This window comes from Pseudomonas sp. PDM10 (genome assembly GCF_014852295.1).
Taxonomy (GTDB): Bacteria; Pseudomonadota; Gammaproteobacteria; order Pseudomonadales; family Pseudomonadaceae; genus Aquipseudomonas.
In genome coordinates, this window is sequence record NZ_JACVBJ010000002.1 from 669,144 (window position 1) to 686,865 (window position 17,722).

15 protein-coding genes and 1 pseudogene are annotated in these 17,722 nt (G+C 59.2%); 10 read left to right on the top strand and 6 right to left on the bottom strand.

Translation table 11 applies throughout. The annotated features are described in order from the left end of the window. The first annotated feature begins 130 nt into the window (after positions 1–130). Together ahpC and ahpF are read left to right on the top strand one after the other, a co-directional pair. Positions 131–694: an alkyl hydroperoxide reductase subunit C gene (gene ahpC, locus IB252_RS09690; protein ID WP_192408334.1), complete on the top strand. Its 564-nt coding sequence runs from the start codon at positions 131–133 to the stop codon at positions 692–694. 123 nt (positions 695–817) lie between these two features. Beyond that, a complete protein-coding gene (gene ahpF / locus IB252_RS09695) occupies positions 818–2,380 on the top strand; it encodes an alkyl hydroperoxide reductase subunit F (RefSeq protein ID WP_111450112.1) in 1,563 nt (520 codons plus the stop codon). A gap of 193 nt (positions 2,381–2,573) precedes the next feature. Here the strand turns inward: ahpF and gloA are convergent, their stop codons facing one another. Continuing rightward, positions 2,574–3,095, bottom strand: coding sequence for a lactoylglutathione lyase (gene gloA / locus IB252_RS09700; protein WP_033055156.1), 522 nt, complete (start codon positions 3,093–3,095; stop codon positions 2,574–2,576). Positions 3,096–3,261: 166 nt separating this feature from the next. Here gloA and IB252_RS09705 point away from each other — a divergent pair, with 166 nt between their 5' ends. Continuing rightward, positions 3,262–3,765 (top strand): DUF4946 domain-containing protein, encoded by a 504-nt coding sequence (locus IB252_RS09705; protein WP_371922172.1) that lies wholly within the window; start codon positions 3,262–3,264, stop codon positions 3,763–3,765. A 174-nt stretch (positions 3,766–3,939) separates the two neighbouring features. Here IB252_RS09705 and IB252_RS09710 read toward each other — a convergent pair whose 3' ends face one another. Together IB252_RS09710 and IB252_RS09715 are read right to left on the bottom strand one after the other, a co-directional pair. Next, the gene (locus IB252_RS09710) at positions 3,940–4,302 is read right to left on the bottom strand and encodes a histone-like nucleoid-structuring protein, MvaT/MvaU family (protein ID WP_008155126.1); all 363 of its coding nucleotides are present in this window, start codon (positions 4,300–4,302) and stop codon (positions 3,940–3,942) included. Between the two features lie 404 nt (positions 4,303–4,706). Continuing rightward, positions 4,707–5,579, bottom strand: a complete 873-nt coding sequence (locus IB252_RS09715; RefSeq protein WP_192408335.1) for a LysR family transcriptional regulator — start codon at positions 5,577–5,579, stop codon at positions 4,707–4,709. 80 nt (positions 5,580–5,659) lie between these two features. Between IB252_RS09715 and IB252_RS09720 the strand changes: the two genes are divergently transcribed. Both IB252_RS09720 and hppD read left to right on the top strand, forming a co-directional pair. Next, positions 5,660–6,604, top strand: a complete 945-nt coding sequence (locus tag IB252_RS09720; protein WP_192408336.1) for a DMT family transporter — start codon at positions 5,660–5,662, stop codon at positions 6,602–6,604. 252 nt (positions 6,605–6,856) lie between these two features. Beyond that, on the top strand, positions 6,857–7,933 hold the full coding sequence (hppD, locus tag IB252_RS09725) for a 4-hydroxyphenylpyruvate dioxygenase (protein WP_111450107.1): 1,077 nt from the start codon (positions 6,857–6,859) through the stop codon (positions 7,931–7,933). 63 nt (positions 7,934–7,996) lie between these two features. Here the strand turns inward: hppD and rarD are convergent, their stop codons facing one another. The 3 genes from rarD to IB252_RS09740 all read right to left on the bottom strand — a co-directional run bounded on the left by rarD (position 7,997) and on the right by IB252_RS09740 (position 11,638). Further along, the gene (gene rarD / locus IB252_RS09730) at positions 7,997–8,884 is read right to left on the bottom strand and encodes an EamA family transporter RarD (protein WP_111450106.1); all 888 of its coding nucleotides are present in this window, start codon (positions 8,882–8,884) and stop codon (positions 7,997–7,999) included. A 215-nt stretch (positions 8,885–9,099) separates the two neighbouring features. Beyond that, complete coding sequence (locus IB252_RS09735; protein WP_111450105.1) at positions 9,100–10,113, bottom strand: aldo/keto reductase; 1,014 nt, start codon at positions 10,111–10,113, stop codon at positions 9,100–9,102. A gap of 214 nt (positions 10,114–10,327) precedes the next feature. Continuing rightward, entirely contained in the window at positions 10,328–11,638 is a 1,311-nt protein-coding gene (locus tag IB252_RS09740; protein WP_192408337.1) for an MFS transporter, read from the bottom strand. A gap of 169 nt (positions 11,639–11,807) precedes the next feature. Between IB252_RS09740 and IB252_RS09745 the strand changes: the two genes are divergently transcribed. The 5 genes and pseudogenes from IB252_RS09745 to IB252_RS09760 all read left to right on the top strand — a co-directional run bounded on the left by IB252_RS09745 (position 11,808) and on the right by IB252_RS09760 (position 17,616). Continuing rightward, positions 11,808–12,938: a sugar diacid recognition domain-containing protein gene (locus IB252_RS09745; protein ID WP_111450103.1), complete on the top strand. Its 1,131-nt coding sequence runs from the start codon at positions 11,808–11,810 to the stop codon at positions 12,936–12,938. Positions 12,939–13,231: 293 nt separating this feature from the next. Beyond that, the gene (locus IB252_RS09750) at positions 13,232–14,374 is read left to right on the top strand and encodes a glycerate kinase (protein ID WP_192408338.1); all 1,143 of its coding nucleotides are present in this window, start codon (positions 13,232–13,234) and stop codon (positions 14,372–14,374) included. A 387-nt stretch (positions 14,375–14,761) separates the two neighbouring features. Next, positions 14,762–15,529, top strand: a pseudogene (locus IB252_RS30555) (MCP four helix bundle domain-containing protein); the annotation flags it as partial. After that, positions 15,524–16,387, top strand: a complete 864-nt coding sequence (locus IB252_RS30560) for a methyl-accepting chemotaxis protein (RefSeq protein ID WP_371922171.1) — start codon at positions 15,524–15,526, stop codon at positions 16,385–16,387. The pseudogene IB252_RS30555 and the gene IB252_RS30560, both read left to right, overlap by 6 nt. A gap of 41 nt (positions 16,388–16,428) precedes the next feature. After that, positions 16,429–17,616: a pyridoxal phosphate-dependent aminotransferase gene (locus tag IB252_RS09760; RefSeq protein ID WP_192408339.1), complete on the top strand. Its 1,188-nt coding sequence runs from the start codon at positions 16,429–16,431 to the stop codon at positions 17,614–17,616. Positions 17,617–17,722: the final 106 nt, after the last annotated feature.

Genomic DNA, 17,722 nt, shown 5'->3' on the forward strand with positions numbered 1-17,722 from the left:
TACGTTCGGCTAATAGCGAAAACCAATGAGCAGCATGAGCTTTGCCAATGAGCCATCCGGCAATCGAGTCGGTAGGATCCACTCCATCAACTTCTCAACCAAACTTTTCAACCCTGACGGAGAGTCATCGATGCCTATCATCAATAGCCAAGTTAAACCGTTCAAAGCTGACGCCTACAAAAATGGCGACTTCGTAAAAGTGTCGGACGCTGACCTGAAAGGCAAGTGGTCTGTCGTGTTCTTCTACCCAGCCGACTTCACCTTCGTTTGCCCGACCGAACTGGAAGACCTGGCTGACAACTACGACGCGTTCCAGAAGCTGGGCGTCGAGATCTACAGCGTTTCCACCGATACCCACTTTGCCCACGCTGCCTGGCACAACACTTCGCCAGCCATCGGCAAAATCCAGTACACCATGATCGGCGACCCGACTCACGCCATCTCCCGCAACTTCGACGTGCTGATCGAAGAAGCAGGTCTGGCTGACCGTGGCACCTTCGTGATCAACCCTGAAGGCCAGATCAAAATCGTTGAACTGAACGATGGCGGCGTTGGCCGTGACGCTTCCGAGTTGCTGCGCAAAATCAAGGCTGCTCAGTACGTCGCTGCTCACCCAGGCCAGGTTTGCCCAGCCAAGTGGAAAGAAGGCGAGGCCACTCTGGCTCCGTCCCTGGACCTGGTCGGCAAGATCTAAGTCTGTGGATCGCATCATCAGGGCGGGTTTCCGCACCTAAGTAAGCTGCAACCGCCCAATAAAAACGCCCGGGCGAGATTCGCTCGGGCGTTTTTTTTCGAATTCAAAAAGGAAATCGCCCGTATGTTGGACGCCAATCTTAAAGCCCAGTTGAAGTCATACCTGGAACGGGTCACCCAGCCGATCGAGATCGTTGCATCCCTCGACGACGGTGCGAAATCCCAGGAAATGCTCGCATTACTCAAAGACGTTGCCAGTCTTTCTACTCAAATTACCTTGCTCGACAACGGTGACGATGCCCGTAAACCATCGTTCTCGATCAACCGCCCGGGTGCCAATATCCGCCTGCGTTTCGCCGGCATCCCGATGGGCCACGAATTCACATCCCTGGTGTTGGCCTTGCTGCAAGTCGGCGGTCACCCTTCGAAAGCCAGCGTTGAAGTGATCGAGCAGATCCGCTCGCTCAAAGGCGAGTTCAGCTTCGAGACTTACTTCTCGCTGTCCTGCCAGAACTGCCCGGACGTGGTCCAGGCACTGAACCTGATGGCCGTGCTTAACCCGAACATCCGCCACGTCGCCATTGACGGCGCGCTGTTCCAGGCCGAAGTCGATGACCGTCAGATCATGGCTGTGCCAAGCGTTTACTTGAACGGCGTGAACTTTGGCCAGGGTCGTATGGGCCTCGAAGAAATTCTCGCCAAGATCGACACCAGCGGCATCGAGCGTCAGGCCGAGAAGATCAGCGCCAAAGAAGCTTTCGACGTACTGGTCGTCGGCGGCGGTCCGGCCGGTGCTTCGGCCGCGATCTACGCTGCCCGTAAAGGCATTCGTACCGGCGTGGCGGCTGAACGTTTTGGTGGGCAGGTACTAGACACCATGGCCATCGAGAACTTCATCTCCGTGCAGGAAACCGAAGGGCCGAAACTGGCTGTGGCGCTGGAAGAACACGTCAAGCAATACGACGTCGACATCATGAACCTGCAGCGCGCCGACAAGTTGGTGCCGGGTAAAAATGGCGAGCTGCACGAAGTCCACTTCGCCAGCGGCGCGACCCTGAAAGCCAAGACCGTGATCCTGGCGACCGGTGCGCGGTGGCGTGAAATGAACGTCCCGGGTGAGCAGCAATACCGCAACAAAGGCGTGGCGTACTGCCCGCACTGCGACGGTCCGCTGTTCAAAGGCAAGCGCGTGGCGGTGATTGGCGGCGGTAACTCCGGCGTCGAAGCGGCCATCGACCTGGCGGGTATCGTGTCCCACGTAACACTGCTGGAGTTCGACGTGCAGCTGCGCGCCGATGCGGTCTTGCAGCGCAAGTTGCACAGCTTGCCGAACGTCACCGTGATTACCAGTGCGCAAACCACTGAAGTGTTGGGCGACGGCCAGAAGGTCAACGGCTTGCGTTACAAGGATCGTCAGTCGGACGAGTTGCGTAGCGTCGAGCTGGAAGGGATTTTCGTGCAGATCGGTTTGCTGCCCAACACCGACTGGCTCAAAGGCACCATCGAGTTGTCGCCTCGCGGTGAGATCATCGTCGATGCCCGTGGTGAAACGTCGATGCCGGGCGTGTTCGCTGCCGGTGACGTGACCACCGTGCCGTACAAACAGATCGTGATTGCGGTGGGCGAGGGCGCCAAGGCCTCCCTGAGCGCATTCGATCACTTGATCCGGACCTCGGCTCCGGCATAAAACCCGACGCTGAAAACACAAAAAACCCCATGAGCGATCATGGGGTTTTTTATGTCTTGCACATTCCCAATGTGGGAGCGGCGGTGCGGCGATCCGACTTGCTCGCGAATACGGTTTGTCATTCAGCAGTGATGTCGCCTGACAGTCCGCATTCGCGAGCAAGCCCGCTCCCACAGGGGGTCTGCAGTGGGGCTTACATCGGTGCAGGCTGGATGATTTCGACCCAGTACGCATCCGGGTCTTTGATGAACGCCAGGCTCTTCATACGGCCGTCATTCAAGCGCTTCTGGAAATCGCAGCCCAGCGCTTCGAAGCGCTCGCACGCCGCGACGATATCCGGCACTGAGATGCAGATGTGACCGAAGCCACGCGGGTCGGTGTTGCCATTGTGGTAAGCGAAATCCGCGTCGTTCTCGGTGCCGTGGTTGTGGGTCAGCTCGAGAATGCCGGGGATCGACTTCATCCACTCGGTGCGAGCAGCAGCGTCGGCCGGGATCTGGTTTTTATCAACCAGCGCCAGGAAGTACAGGCTGAACTCGGCTTCCGGGAAATCGCGCTTTTCAACCAGCGAGAAACCCAAAATGCGCGTGTAGAAATCCAGCGACTTGGTAATGTCCTTGACCCGCAGCATGGTGTGGTTGAAGACGAACTTCTGGGTGGCGGTGTCAGGTTGGGCAGTCACGCCTGGGAAGGTGTTCAATTCGTGCAGGCTCATGGGCCCTCCGGAAAATAAGTGGGGCTAACGAATGGCGACAATGATACGCAAGGGCTCTGACATCACCAAACCCAAACAGTCGGCTATTGCCTGACCGACGGGCGAGGCTCAGACTTTACGGTTCAATCCGTGAGTGTTCATTGCAATGATGCGTTTTTGTAAATCGATGTTCGTCCTGATCTGTGTGCTTGCAGGTGTTAACAGCGCTCACGCAGACGAGCCAATCATGACCTGGCCCAACGGCTGGGAGGTCGAAGCTGTCCCGCAAGATCACGCCAACGCCCAGGTATCCCGCCAGCGCGCGGTGAAAAACGATCAGGGCGGCACGCCGGTGATGGTGATGGAGTTGACCATGACTCAGGTGGAAAGCGGTCATCAGGTAAATCTGCAAGGCGTGTTGCTGGAGATGCGCAAGTCGGTGCAGAAGGACTTCTTTCAAGGCGGCTATCAAAGTGTCTGCAACAAGATTCACCCGACGACCTTGAGCCGCTTATCAGCGCTGGAAACTACCTGCACGATCACGCAGAACGGAAGGCATGTGCTCTCTCAAACATTGGTTGCCGCCGTGGATGGCGATAAGGCCTATGTTCTTTCCTACGCGGGGCAGGCAGAGGTTTATAAGGCAAGTCAGGATGAAATAGAGACAGCCCGTAACAGCTTGAAACTTTAGTTAAAGATTTCAATGGCTGCCGGTTTCAGCGCATTCTGAAATTTTTAGATACCCAAACGGATTAAGCACAAAGTTACTCAGCAAGTAGCGAGTTGATCGACGCCAATCGTTGCATTTAGAAGGCGTCCATGAAAAAGCCCTGCATTGGCAGGGCTTTTTGGTCACCGCGAGTGCTTAGCCGCGCAGCCAGGAATCAACGGTAGCGGCACCGTATTGTTCCTTCCAGGCTTTCAGGCCGCGGTGGTTACCACCCTTGGTTTCAATCAGTTCACCGGTGTGCGGATTCTGATAAACCTTGACCACGCGAGCGCGGCGGGTTTTAGGTGTTGCCTGTTGCAGACCGGATTTGGCCGGGTTCGGATCGAGAATGGCGATGATGTCGCGCAAGCTCTTGCCGTAGGTTTTCATCAGCCCCTGGAGCTTTTCTTCGAATTCGATTTCTTTCTTGAGCCCGGCATCATTCTTCAGGGTTTCCAGCTGCTTGAGCTGCTCTTGAAGGGCCTTTTCAGCTGCACGAAATTCAGCGAGTCTGGACAATATCTTTACTCCAATAGTGTGTTTGGCTGATACCAACCGCAAACAAAGCTATAAGCCAAGAGCCTTGAAGCGACCCGGTGATAATGGCTCACCTGCCAATCTAGTGCAGGCATGAAAAATTGTAGTAGTTAATTGGCCAAGAGTAAATCCTGTCTTTTTCTTCATGTAACAACAGTAGTCTTTTGATTCAAATTGGTGCGCGATTTCCTTGTCGCGTCTCTGAGCGCCGCTAGTTAATGGTGACTTAATGCGTTAATGAAGTCCGCGCCGGGCATTGGCCGGCCGAACAGAAAACCTTGCAAGAAGTTCACGCCGCGGGCGATCAGATAATTGGCCGCACCGGACGCCTTCCAAAAAGAGTTCAGGTAGAGGCCATGATAGTTGGCCCTCGGCGCGTGCGCCGCTCAACGGTCGTTCAGTCGCTCTGCCAGTTTGATAAAGGCCAGCGTCGCGGGTGATGACTGGCGCAGATCGAGCACTGCCAGACCCACCTGGCGTGTGACCGTTGGCGACAGCGGTTTTTTCACGTAGCGACTGTCGCGATCATCGGGCAATGAGCTTTCGGCGACGACCGTCAGCGCGTCGCCTCGGCCAACGGTGTCCAGCGTGCTCAGTAGTTGCGAGCAGCGATAACGGATGTTCGGTGTCAGCCGCGCAGCGCTGAACAATCGCGACACCAGTTCCGACGAACCGGCCTCGGTCAAGACAAAGGGGTCGTTGCACAAATCGCTCAAGCTAAGGCTGTCGCGGCGGGCCAGCGGATGATCGACGGGCAGCAGCGCGACCATTTGGTCCTCGATCAGCGCAAAGGTGTCGAACCGCTCCTCGGGCAACACCACGAAACCGACATCGATACGCCGTTCCTCCAGCCACTGGATCACCTGTCGGTCCGGGCCTTCATCTATATGGACCTCGATGCCCGGGTGAGCCACGCGGTAATGCTGCAGGATCAGCGGCAGCAGTTTGATCGATGAGGTCGGGCCGAACGAGCCGATGCGCAACGTGCCGCGTTTCATCCCGCGAGCATCCGCTGCTTCCTGGCGCAGGGTGTTGGCCAGGCCCAGCATCGCCCGGGCGCGCAGCAAAAGCTGTTGGCCGATGTCGCTGAGTTCGACCCGGGACTGATGCCGGCGCAGCAGCTCGACGCCCAATTCCTGTTCCAGCGACTTGAGGGCGTGAGAGACCGCGGATTGGGAAATCCCCAAGCGATTGGCTGCCGCGGTAAAACCGTGAAGCTCGGCGACCAGAGAAAATATCTCCAGTTGGGTCAGTGTCATGAGTGTTTACTCATTTTACGATGAGAAGGTATTAGCCGAATGATACGTCATCTCTCCCGATTTTCTCGTTCTGGAAACCTATGACGACCTATGAACAAAGCCTGTCCAGCCCTTCGGATGTCCCGGTTTATCTGAAACTGGCCGCCGTCACCATTATCTGGGGCGGCACCTTTGTCGCCGGGCGGTTTCTGGCCGACAGCCTCAGCCCTTTGTTTGCCGCCAGCCTGCGATTCTTGCTGGCCAGCGTTGCGTTGCTGGTGTTTCTGCTACTGGCCCGCGTGCCCCTTGCAAGGCCCAGCCCCAGGCAATGGCTGCAATTGGCGCTGCTGGGGTTCTTTGGGATCTTTTTCTACAACCTGTGCTTCTTTTATGGGCTGCACTACATCAATGCCTCACGGGCGTCATTGATCGTGGCGTTGAACCCGGCCGTGATCGGGCTGGCGTCGTGGCTGTTGTTCAAGGAACGCTTGAGTCGAGCAAAAGTTGTCGGAATTGCGATCTGTATTGCCGGGGCGAGCCTGGTGATCGTCAGCCGCAACCCGCAATTGTTGGCCGGCAACGCCGACGCGTGGATCGGCGATCTGTTGATCTTCGGCTGTGTGCTTGGCTGGGGCGTTTATTCGCTGTTTTCCAAAGATTTGAATCACACCCTGGGGCCGGTGCAAACGGTGACGTACTCGATTCTGTTGGGCACGCTGATGTTGTGGGTGACCAGTGCTGTTCGCGGTGAGTTGAGTGTGGCTGCACTCGCCAGCCTCGGACCCACGCAATGGATGAGCCTGATGTATCTGGGCGTATTGGGTTCAGCGCTGGCCTATATCGGCTATTACGACGGCATTCGCAAAATCGGCGCGACGCGTTCAGGCGTGTTCATCGCTCTGAACCCGTTGACGGCGGTGATCCTCGGTGCGCTGCTGTTGGGCGAGCAGTTGACCCTGGCGATGTGTCTGGGAGGAGGGCTGATCCTCGTGGGGATTTTCCTGTGCAACAAACCCCTTGCGCGAGCAGGGAAAAAGGGGATTTGATACAGAAGGCGGACAAACCTATTTACGCTGTGTAGAATCGGGTTACGCATATAAGAATAATCGTCTTCTGGCAGCAGAAGCCTCGCCCGCAATAGCCTTGGGTCGACAATGAAGAGTTTTGGGTTTCAATTGATCTACGGTGACTTCCTCGCCCGCAGCGTGCGGGGCATCTCCTGCGCGCCACCCGCCGGTCTCAGCATTGCTAGCAACTAACGATCCGTTAATTGACAAGAAAATGATGAGGCGCCAACCATGGCAGATTTATACGAAAACCCAATGGGCCTGATGGGCTTTGAATTCATCGAATTCGCATCGCCGACCCCGAACACGCTGGAGCCGATCTTCAAGATCATGGGCTTCACCAAGGTCGCGACCCACCGGTCCAAAGACGTGCACCTGTATCGCCAGGGCCAGATCAACCTGATCCTCAACAACGAACCCCACAGCGTCGCTTCGTACTTCGCGGCCGAGCACGGTCCGTCGGTGTGCGGCATGGCGTTCCGCGTCAAGAATGCCCAGCAGGCGTTTGCCCGGGCCCTGGAACTGGGCGCCCAGCCGATTCACATCGAAACCGGCCCGATGGAACTGAACCTGCCCGCGATCAAGGGCATCGGCGGCGCGCCGCTGTACCTGATCGACCGTTTCGGCGAAGGCAGTTCGATCTACGACATCGACTTCGTGTTCATCGAAGGTGTCGACCGCAACCCGGTCGGGGCTGGCCTGAAGATCATCGACCACCTGACCCACAACGTGTACCGCGGTCGCATGGCCTACTGGGCCAACTTCTACGAGAAGCTGTTCAACTTCCGCGAGATCCGTTACTTCGACATCAAGGGCGAATACACCGGCCTGACCTCCAAGGCCATGACCGCGCCGGACGGCATGATCCGCATCCCGTTGAACGAAGAATCGTCCAAGGGGGCCGGGCAGATCGAAGAGTTCCTGATGCAGTTCAACGGCGAGGGCATCCAGCACGTTGCCTTCCTGTCCGATGACCTGATCAAAACCTGGGATCACCTGAAAAGCATCGGCATGCGTTTCATGACCGCGCCGCCGGAAACCTATTACGAAATGCTCGAAGGTCGTTTGCCGAACCACGGTGAGCCGGTTGATCAACTGCAATCGCGCGGCATTCTGCTGGACGGTTCGTCCGAGTCAGGCGACAAGCGTCTGCTGCTGCAGATCTTCTCGGAAACCCTGATGGGGCCGGTGTTCTTCGAATTCATCCAGCGTAAAGGCGACGATGGTTTTGGCGAAGGCAACTTCAAGGCGCTGTTCGAATCCATCGAGCGCGACCAGGTTCGTCGTGGCGTGCTCTCCACCGACTAAGCCATTTCAGTGTAAAAAAAGCCCGGTCAGCAGCAATGCTGGCCGGGCTTTTTCGTGCCGGTCCTACATCGATTTTCGTCGATGCCGGACCAGGTGTTTGAACCCTTCGAACACCAGAACAACCACCGCCAACCAGATCGGTATGTAGGTCAGCCACTCACCGGGCTTGATGCTTTCCCCCAGCAGCAATGCGACGCCGAGCAACAGCACCGGCTCGACGTAACTCAACAACCCGAACAGGCTGAACGGCAACAACCGGCTGGCGATGATGTAAACCACCAGCGCCGAAGCACTGATGACGCCGAGCAACGGGATCAGCAGCGACAGCCATGGGTGTTGATCGAATACAGCGAAACCCTGTTCACCGCCTTGTACGAACCAGAACGCCAACGGAATCATCAAGGCCATGTCCATCCACAAACCGCCGAGGTTGTCGGTCGCCAGTCGTTTGCGCAGGATGAAGTAGAGCGGATAACCGATGACGACCAGCAAGGTCGCCCAGGAAAAACCGCCGACCTGATACAGCTCGTTGAGCACGCCGAGGGACGCAAAAAACACGGCAACCTTTTGCAGGTAAGACAGTCGCTCGCCATAGGCGAACCGCCCGGTCAGCACCATGGCCAGCGGCAACAGGAAGTAGCCCAGGGACACGTCGAGGCTATAGCCATTGAGCGGTGCCCACATGAACAACCAAAGTTGCAGGCCAAGCAGCGTCGCGGAAACGATCAGGCCGGCAAGCAGTTTTGGTTGGCCAACCAGCCGTCGAAACAGGGCGACGACGCGTTTCCATTCACCGGAAACCACCATGAACACGGTCATGCAGGGCAGGGTCAGCAGCATTCGCCAACCGAAAATTTCCACGCCGCTCAAAGGCGTGAGCAACGACGTGTAGTAATACATGACGGCAAACAGCACCGAGGCTGAAACCGATAGAGCGATACCTTTAGACAAACTGTCCTCGCGAAGTTGAACGTGAAACGGGTGCGGAGGATACGTGGTTTTCGAGTTGAATATTGATCAACAGAGCCTGATCGTTCCCACGCTCTGCGTGGGAATGCAGCCCGGGACGCTCTGCGTCCCTTTCGAGAGCTGGAACGCAGAGCGTCCCTTGAGGCATTCCCACGCAGAGCGTGGGAACGATCAAGCATGCTCGCTCGCGAACAATCTCAAGCCAGACGCGGTTTGCGTCCCGATACAAAGTGGCTCACATCATTAAATCCCGGCGTCGACGCATGCCCAGGCACCACCAGCGAATCGATGAAGGCTTCATCCTCAGCCGTAATCTTCACCGCTTGAGCCTTGGTGTAGGCATCCCATTGTTCTTCAGTGCGCGGCCCTACGATGGCCGAGGTGACGGCGCTGTTGTTCAGCACCCAGGCGATGGCGAATTCGACGATGCCCACGCCGCGACCCTGGGTGTACTGCTGGATCTGCTGAGCAATGCGCAGGGATTCAACGCGCCATTCGGTTTCCAGAATGCGTTTGTCTGCACGTCCGGCCCGGCTGTTGGCATCCGGCTTTACGTCCGGCGCGTATTTACCGCTGAGCACACCACGCGCCAGCGGACTGTAAGGCACCACGCCCAGGCCATAGTTCTGCGCGGCGGTGATCTGCTCGGTTTCCGCCTGACGGTTGACGATGTTGTACAGCGGCTGACTGATCACCGGCCGGTCGACGCCCAGTTGATCGGCCACACGAATCACCTCGGCGATGCGCCAGCCACGGTAGTTCGACAAACCCCAATAGCGAATCTTGCCCTGGCGGATCAAATCGCCGATGGCTGACACCGTGACCTCCAGCGGCGTGTTGTGGTCTTCGCGGTGCAGGTAATAGATGTCGAGATAGTCAGTGCCCAGACGCGTCAGGCTGGCGTCGATGCCATTGAACAGGTGCTTGCGGCTCAAACCGCTGCGGTTTGGAACGCCGTCCACCGGGCCGAAACCGACCTTGGTCGCCAGCACCCATTCGTGGCGGTTGCCGGCAATCGCTTCGCCTACGATCTCTTCGGAGCGGCCGTTGGTGTAAACGTCTGCGGTGTCGATGAAATTGATGCCCTGGTCCCAGGCCTTGTCGATGATCCGCAGGGAATCTTCGGTGCTGGTCTGTTCGCCGAACATCATGGTGCCCAGGGTCAGGGTGGAAACCTGTAAACCCGAATGACCCAGCGTGCGATAGCTCATGACGAAATCCTTTTACCGGTGGGAGAAAGGCTCAATCAAATACCAGAATGACTGCCCAGAGCAAACGCAAATCTCAAACACCCGGTGCCGATCGTTCCCACGCTCTGCGTGGGAATGCCTCAAGGGACGCTCCGCGTTCCAGCTCTGGAAAGGGACGCAGAGCGTCCCGGGCTGCATTCCCACGCAGAGCGTGGGAACGATCAGTTGCCGGTGATCAGACGCGCAGGGTACGGGTCATGCGCAACGCCAGCAAACTCCCGCACACAATCACGCCCGCCAGCAGGTAAAGCGCGGCATCGGTCGACCCGGTGCTGTCCTTGACCCAGCCCACGAGATAGGGGCTGAGGAACCCGGCCATCTGCCCCATGGAGTTGATCAACGCCAGACCACCCGCCGCAGCGCCCGCGCTCAGCAGCGCAGTCGGCACCGGCCAGAACATCGGCAGGCCGGTGAGGGCGCCCATGGTGGCGATGGTCAGGCCGAGGATGGCAATGGCCGGCGTAGTCGCAAAGTTCACAGCGATCAGCAAACCCACCGCGCCCATCAGCATCGGCACCACCAAGTGCCAGCGGCGTTCTTTGCGCAGGTCCGCCGAGCGGCCGACCATCAACATGAACAGCGCCGCCAGCAGGTACGGAATCGCACTGAGCCAGCCGATCACCAGGTTATCGCTGAAGCCCAGGTTCTTGATGATCGACGGTAGCCAGAAGTTGATCGCGTAGACGCCGCTCTGGATGCAGAAATAGATCAGACCGAAGGCCCAGATCGCTGGGTTCTTGAACACGGCCAGCAGCGAGTCGGTGGTGGTTTTCGGTTTGTTGGCCAGATCGATGGCGTGGTCGGCTTCCAGCACCGAGCGCTCGAACGGCGTGAGCCATTTGGCGTTGGCGTAACTGTCGCTGAGCAGGAAGTAGGCGAGGGCGCCGAGGATCACAGTCGGAATGCCTTGCAGCAGGAACATCCACTGCCAGCCCGCCAAACCTGCCTGGCCTGCGCCGAAGTGGTTGAGAATCCAGCCGGAAAACGGGCTGCCGAGCAGGCCGGACACAGGGATCGCCGACATGAACAGTGCCATGATGCGCCCACGGCGGAAGGTCGGGAACCACTGCGAAAGGTAGAGGACCACGCCCGGGAAGAACCCGGCTTCAGCCGCACCGGTGAACAGGCGCAAGGTGTAGAACTCGGTCGGGGTGGTGATGAATAGCAGGCAGGTCGAGAGCGAGCCCCAGACGATCATCATCAGCGCGATCCAGCGGCACGGGCCGAATTTGGTCAGGGCCAGGTTGCTGGGGACGCCGCACAACACGTAACCGATAAAGAAGATCCCGGCCCCGAGGCCGTACACGGTTTCGCTGAACTTCAGCGCGTCGAGCATCTGCAGCTTGGCAAATCCAACGTTCACCCGGTCGAGGTAGTTGAACAGGTAGCAGATGAAGATGAAGGGGATCAAACGCAAGGTAATGCGTTTGTAGACGGCATTTTTTTCGTCAACGATGGCCTGGGTAGCGGCGGCGCTCTGTGACATGGCGGGCTCTCTCTTTATTATGATTTTTTGCGATGCAAGGGTAACGTTGACCGCCCGGTGAGTCTCGGCCACCGTCTGGGTCATTGTCTTTGTGCCTGAGCACAGGGTTTGCAACCAAGGCCTGTGCGGGTGAACAATCCGCTCCATCACGCTTTCAAGGATCCTCGCTATGTTCGAACTCGATCACGACCTGGCCCAGGACATCGTCGACCGGGCGATGGCCATCCTGCCGTACAACGTCAACGTCATGGACAGCCAGGGCCTGATTCTTGGCAGCGGCGAGCCGGAGCGGGTCAACACCCGGCATGAAGGTGCGCAACTGGTGCTGGCCAACGGGCGAGTCGTGGAGATCGACGCCCAAACGGCGATTCATTTGAAAGGCGTGCAACCGGGTATCAACCTGCCGTTGTTGCTCGATCAGCGCTTGATTGGCGTGCTGGGCATCACCGGTGAACCCGAGCAATTGCGCACGTATGCCGAACTGGTGCGGATGACCGCCGAGATGCTGGTCGGCCAGCGCAATCAGCAGGCTGAACAGCAATGGCGACGCCAGCGATGCGACGATCTGCTGGCATTGCTGCTCAGCGAGGCCGGGGATTCGCCGCGGTTGATCGACGAAGCGCAGCAGCTGGGGCTCAAGCCGCAGATGACGCGGGTGCCGTACCTGTTCGAGTTAGGGATGGAACACGGGCCGGGGCAAACCGTCGAGGCGCTCAGCGCTTGGCTGACCTCGCGCTACCCGGACAGTTGGTGCGTGAGTTCGGCCAAGTCATCGTTGCTCTGGTGCCGACCGGCGGCGCAGGCGATCGAGAATGACCGGCTGCTGGAAAAACTCGACGGCCTCGGCTGGAACATTCTGCGCATCGCCGTTGGCGGGCAGGCGGATGGATTGTCCGGGTTGCGTCGTTGCTATCGACGCGTGGGCGATTTGCTGGCCTATGGACGAGAGGTGTTGCCGCATTCCCGTTTGCTGACGCTCAACCGTTATCGGTTGCCGGTGATGCTCTGGCGGCACCGCAACGACGACGCGCTGGACGAGTTGCTCAAACCGCTGCGCAAAGTCATCGCCAAGGATGGCAACGGCCAACTGCTGGCGACCCTGCGCAGCTGGTGCGATCACGATGGTCAGAGCCAGGCCTGTGCCGATGCGCTGGGCATCCATCGCAACAGTTTGCGTTACCGGATGGAGCGGATTGCCGAGCTCAGTGGTGTTGATCCGCTAAGACTCGACGGGATGCTGGCGCTCTACCTGGGTGTCCAGCTACTCCCACAAACCGACGCACCGAACACCAATCTGTAGCAGCGCCGTTGTGGTGAGGGGATTTAGCGAAACGTCGCACCGCCCCGTTCGGCTGCGCAGCAGTCGTAAATTTAGACGACGCGGTGTATCAAATAGACCGTGCGTTCAGGTTCTACGACTGCTGCGCAGCCGAACGGGGATAAATCCCCTCACCACAAGGCAGCTGCAACGGACGGTGTGGAGGGAGGTTTTGTGGGAATGAACAATAATCGTCATGACCGCTTGTGCAGCGGACCGGCGTTATTGTTCTTGCCTGCTGGCAGCATGGAACGCATTGGAACTGGAGAATTCACATGAAAATCGTCATCGCCCCCGATTCGTTCAAGGACAGCCTGAGTGCCCAGGGTGTGGCTGACGCCATTGCTCTGGGGTTGGCGCAGGTGTGGCCCGATGCGCTCCTGGTCAAATGCCCGATGGCGGACGGCGGGGAGGGGACCGTCGAGTCCATTCTGGCGGCGTGCGAGGGCGAACTGCGCCGCACCCAAGTCCGTGGGCCGCTCGGCGCAACGGTTGAGGCCGCTTGGGGCTGGCTGCCCCAGAGCCACACCGCGATCATCGAAATGGCCGAGGCCAGTGGCTTGCAACTGGTTCCGCCGGGCAAGCGTGATGCCTGCATCAGCAGTACATTCGGCACCGGCGAGTTGATCCGCGCGGCGCTCGATGCCGGGGCGCAACGGGTCATTCTGGCGATTGGCGGCAGCGCCACCAACGACGGCGGGGCGGGTGCGATGCAAGCCTTGGGCGTCAAACTGCTGGACGCCCAGGGGCAAATACTGTCACCGGGCGGCTTGGCCCTCGCGCAACTGGCGCGAATCGACATGAGTGAAATCGATCCGCGTTTGGCCGAGGTGCAATTCGACATCGCCGCCGACGTCAACAATCCACTGTGCGGCCCTCACGGTGCCTCAGCGATTTTCGGCCCGCAAAAAGGTGCATCATCCGAGCAAGTCCAGCAACTGGATCGCGCGCTCGGGCACTTTGCCGAACGGTGCGCTCAGGTCCTGAACAAAGATGTACGTGACGAACCGGGTAGCGGTGCGGCAGGCGGCCTGGGGTTTGCTGCCAAAGCGTTTCTGGGGGCGCAGTTCAAGGCCGGGGTCGAAGTGGTCGCCGAACTGGTCGGCCTGGAGGGTGCGGTCGAAGGCGCCGACCTGGTGATCACCGGTGAAGGTCGTTTCGACGCTCAGACCCTGCGTGGCAAGACGCCGTTTGGTGTGGCGCGTATTGCTCGGCAGCACGGCGTGCCGGTGATCGTCCTCGCCGGAACACTGGGTGAGGGTTATCAGGCGCTGTACGAACATGGCATCGATGCCGCGTTTGCCTTGGCCAGTGGACCGATGACGCTGGAACAGGCGTGTGCCGAGGCACCGCGGTTGTTGCGGGAACGGGCGAGTGATGTTGCGCGCGTTTGGCGAGTGGCTTTGCGTAAGGCTTGAGTCTTGCGTTGAAGTTTAGATCCACCCCTCACCCCAGCCCTCCCGAAACGTCGGACCGCCCCATGGGGGAGAGGGGGAAAGGGGGCCGATCTCCATACTTTTCAGAACCTGTGTTCGACTCAGGATTTTCAGGTCGCAGAATCCCGGAAGAACCACGCGATCAGTCCCCTCTACCCTCTGGGGAGAGGGTTAGGGTGAGGGGCGGTTCCAAACTTGAAATATATTTCTCAACGCCCCGCAAAAATCCTCATCCCCCGCCGATACAGCCAATAGGCCCACACAAACCTATTCCAACAGTGGCGCCAAACTGAAAGCGCGTGCGCCGCCGCCCGCCATTTCAGCGATCACGCAAGGATGCTCGTAGCCCCATCACCCGAGAATCATCCTATGTCATTGCGTAATCTGAATATCGCGCCTCGAGCTTTCCTGGGTTTTGCCTTCATTGCCTTGCTCGTCATTGTGCTGGGTGTGTTTGCCGTGAACCGCATGACGAGCATCCACCAAGCCTCCATCGACATGGAAACCACGCAGCTGCCCAGCGTCGGGTTTCTCGGCAACCTGACGGAAAACGTCCTGCGCATGCGCATTCTCTCGTTCCGGGTGTTGGTCAATCGTGATCCAGCCGCGTTGCAGGAAGCCCAGACGCGTATCGGCGTGCTGGTCGACAAGGTTCGCAGCGCACAATCGAGTTATGCCGCGTTGTCGGCCTCACCGGAAGAAGCTGCGCTGTACAAGACGTTCACGGCCACGCTGGACAGCTACATGCAAGCCCAGAACCAGATGCTGGAGCTGTCGCGACAGAACAAGCTCGATGAGATGCGCACGCTGATCAACACCCGGATCAAGGAAGGTACGGACCAGATGGGCGAGCAGTTGAACAAACTGGTGGCGCTGAATAGTTCCGATGCGAAAACCGCATCGGCCACAGCGGGCGAGCAGTACCGCAGCGCCATTACCGGCATCATCGCCGTGGCGGTCATCGCGGCGCTGATGACCGTGCTGCTGGCCTGGTTGCTGACCCGCAGCATCGTCACACCGCTGAACCGTGCGTTGCTGGCGGCGCAAACCATTGCCGGCGGCAACCTGACTAACGTCATCGAGGTCGACGGCACTGACGAACCGGCCCGCTTGCTCGGTGCCTTGTCCGCGATGCAGGCCAGCCTGCGCAAAACCATCGAACAGATCGCCGGTTCCGCCACCCAACTGGGGGCCGCTGCTGAAGAACTCAGCACGGTCACCCAGGAAGCGTCCCGCGGTCTGCAACAGCAGACCAACGAGATTGAACAGGCCGCCACCGCGGTCAACGAAATGACCGCCGCCGTGGAAGAAGTGGCACGCAACGCAGTGTCGACATCCGAAGCCTCGAACCAGTCGACCCAGGCCGCCCGCGAAGGTCGCGACCGTGTGGTGGAAACTGTCGGCGCGATCCAGACCATGACCCACGATGTGCAAAACACTTCGGTGATGATCGAAGGCCTGGCCGCTCAGGGGCGCGACATCGGCAAGGTGCTGGACGTGATCCGCGCCATCGCCGAGCAAACCAACCTGCTCGCACTGAACGCCGCCATCGAAGCCGCCCGTGCCGGTGAAGCCGGACGCGGTTTTGCGGTAGTGGCCGACGAGGTCCGGGCGCTGGCCCATCGCACCGCGCAATCGACCCAGGAAATCGAAAAAATGGTCGCCGGCATCCAGAACGGCACCGGCCAAGCGGTCTCCTCAATGCAACAAAGCAATCAACGCACCCAAAGCACCCTGGAAATGGCCCGCGCCGCTGGTGTGGCGTTGGAGCAGATCACTCAGTCGATCCAATTGATCAACGAGCGCAACCTGGTGATCGCCAGCGCGTCCGAAGAACAGGCCCAGGTGTCCCGCGAGGTCGATCGCAACCTGGTGAACATTCGCGACCTGGCCACCCAGTCTGCCGCCGGTGCCAACCAGACCAGCGCCGCGACGCACGAACTGTCGCGCCTGGCCGTGGATTTAAATGCCATGGTGGCGCGTTTCGTGATTTGAGATAGGGTTGTGGCTTGGAACCTGCGCGACTGGAGAATTACATGCGCTATTCAGCCTTGACCAAACGAATCGCCGGTGACGGCGCTGCGGCCTGGCAGATTCATGACCGAGCACTGGAATTAATTGAGCAGGGGGTTGATGTGCTGTTGCTATCGATCGGCGATCCCGACTTCGATACGCCGCAGCCCATCGTTCAGGCGTGCATCGATAGCTTGTTGGCCGGTGACACCCACTACCCGTCAGTACGTGGCAGTCGGGGGTTACGCGACAGCATTGCCAAGCGCCATCGACGTCGCAGTGGTCAAGCGGTGGAGGCCGATCATGTGATCGTGCTGCCGGGCGCGCAGTGTGCGGTGTATTCGGTCGCGCAGTGCCTGCTCGACCCGGGCGATGAAGTGATCGTCGCCGAGCCGATGTACGTGACCTATGAAGGCGTGTTCGGTGCCTGCGCGGCCAAGGTGGTGCCGGTGGCGGTGCGCCCAGAGAACGGCTTTCGGGTCGATCCGGCGGATGTCGCGGCGCTGATCACACCCAAGACCCGTGCCATTTTGCTCAACAGTCCGAACAATCCTTCCGGCGCCAGTTTGCCGCTGATGGTCTGGCAGGAACTGGCATCGCTGTGTGTTCGTCACGACCTGTGGCTGATCAGCGACGAGGTCTACAGCGATCTGTTGTACGAAGGCGTGCACATCAGCCCGGCGAGCCTGCCGGGCATGGCTGAGCGCACGGCGACCATCAATAGCCTGTCCAAATCCCACGCCATGAGCGGTTGGCGCGTGGGCTGGGTGATCGGGCCGAAACCTTTGGCCGAACACTTGGTGCACTTGTCGTTGTGCATGCTGTTTGGCATTCCGGATTTCATTCAGAACGCCGCGCAATTGGCGCTGGATGAGGACCTGCCGGAAGTGGCGCAGATGCGCGAGGAGTATCGCCAGCGTCGCGACCTGGTGTGCGCACGTCTGAGGGATTGCCCGGGCATCCGGCCGATCCGGCCTGATGGCGGGATGTTCGTGATGATCGATGTACGCCAGACGGGGTTGTGTGCCCAGGGTTTTGCCGAGCGGCTGCTGGAAGGTTATGGCGTGTCGGTGCTGGCGGGTGAAGCGTTCGGGCCGAGTGCGGCGGGGCATATTCGACTGGGGTTGGTGGTGGATCAGCTGAAGCTGGCGGATGCGTGCCGGCGGATTGCGTTGTGTGCGGCGGACTTGCTGGAAGCGCGTCGGGCCTGAAAGTCTGTATTGCCATTGCCGGCCTCTTCGCGAGCAAGCCCGCTCCCACAGGGATCTCTGGCGTTCACAAAACCCTGTGGGAGCGGGCTTGCCCGCGAAGACTGAC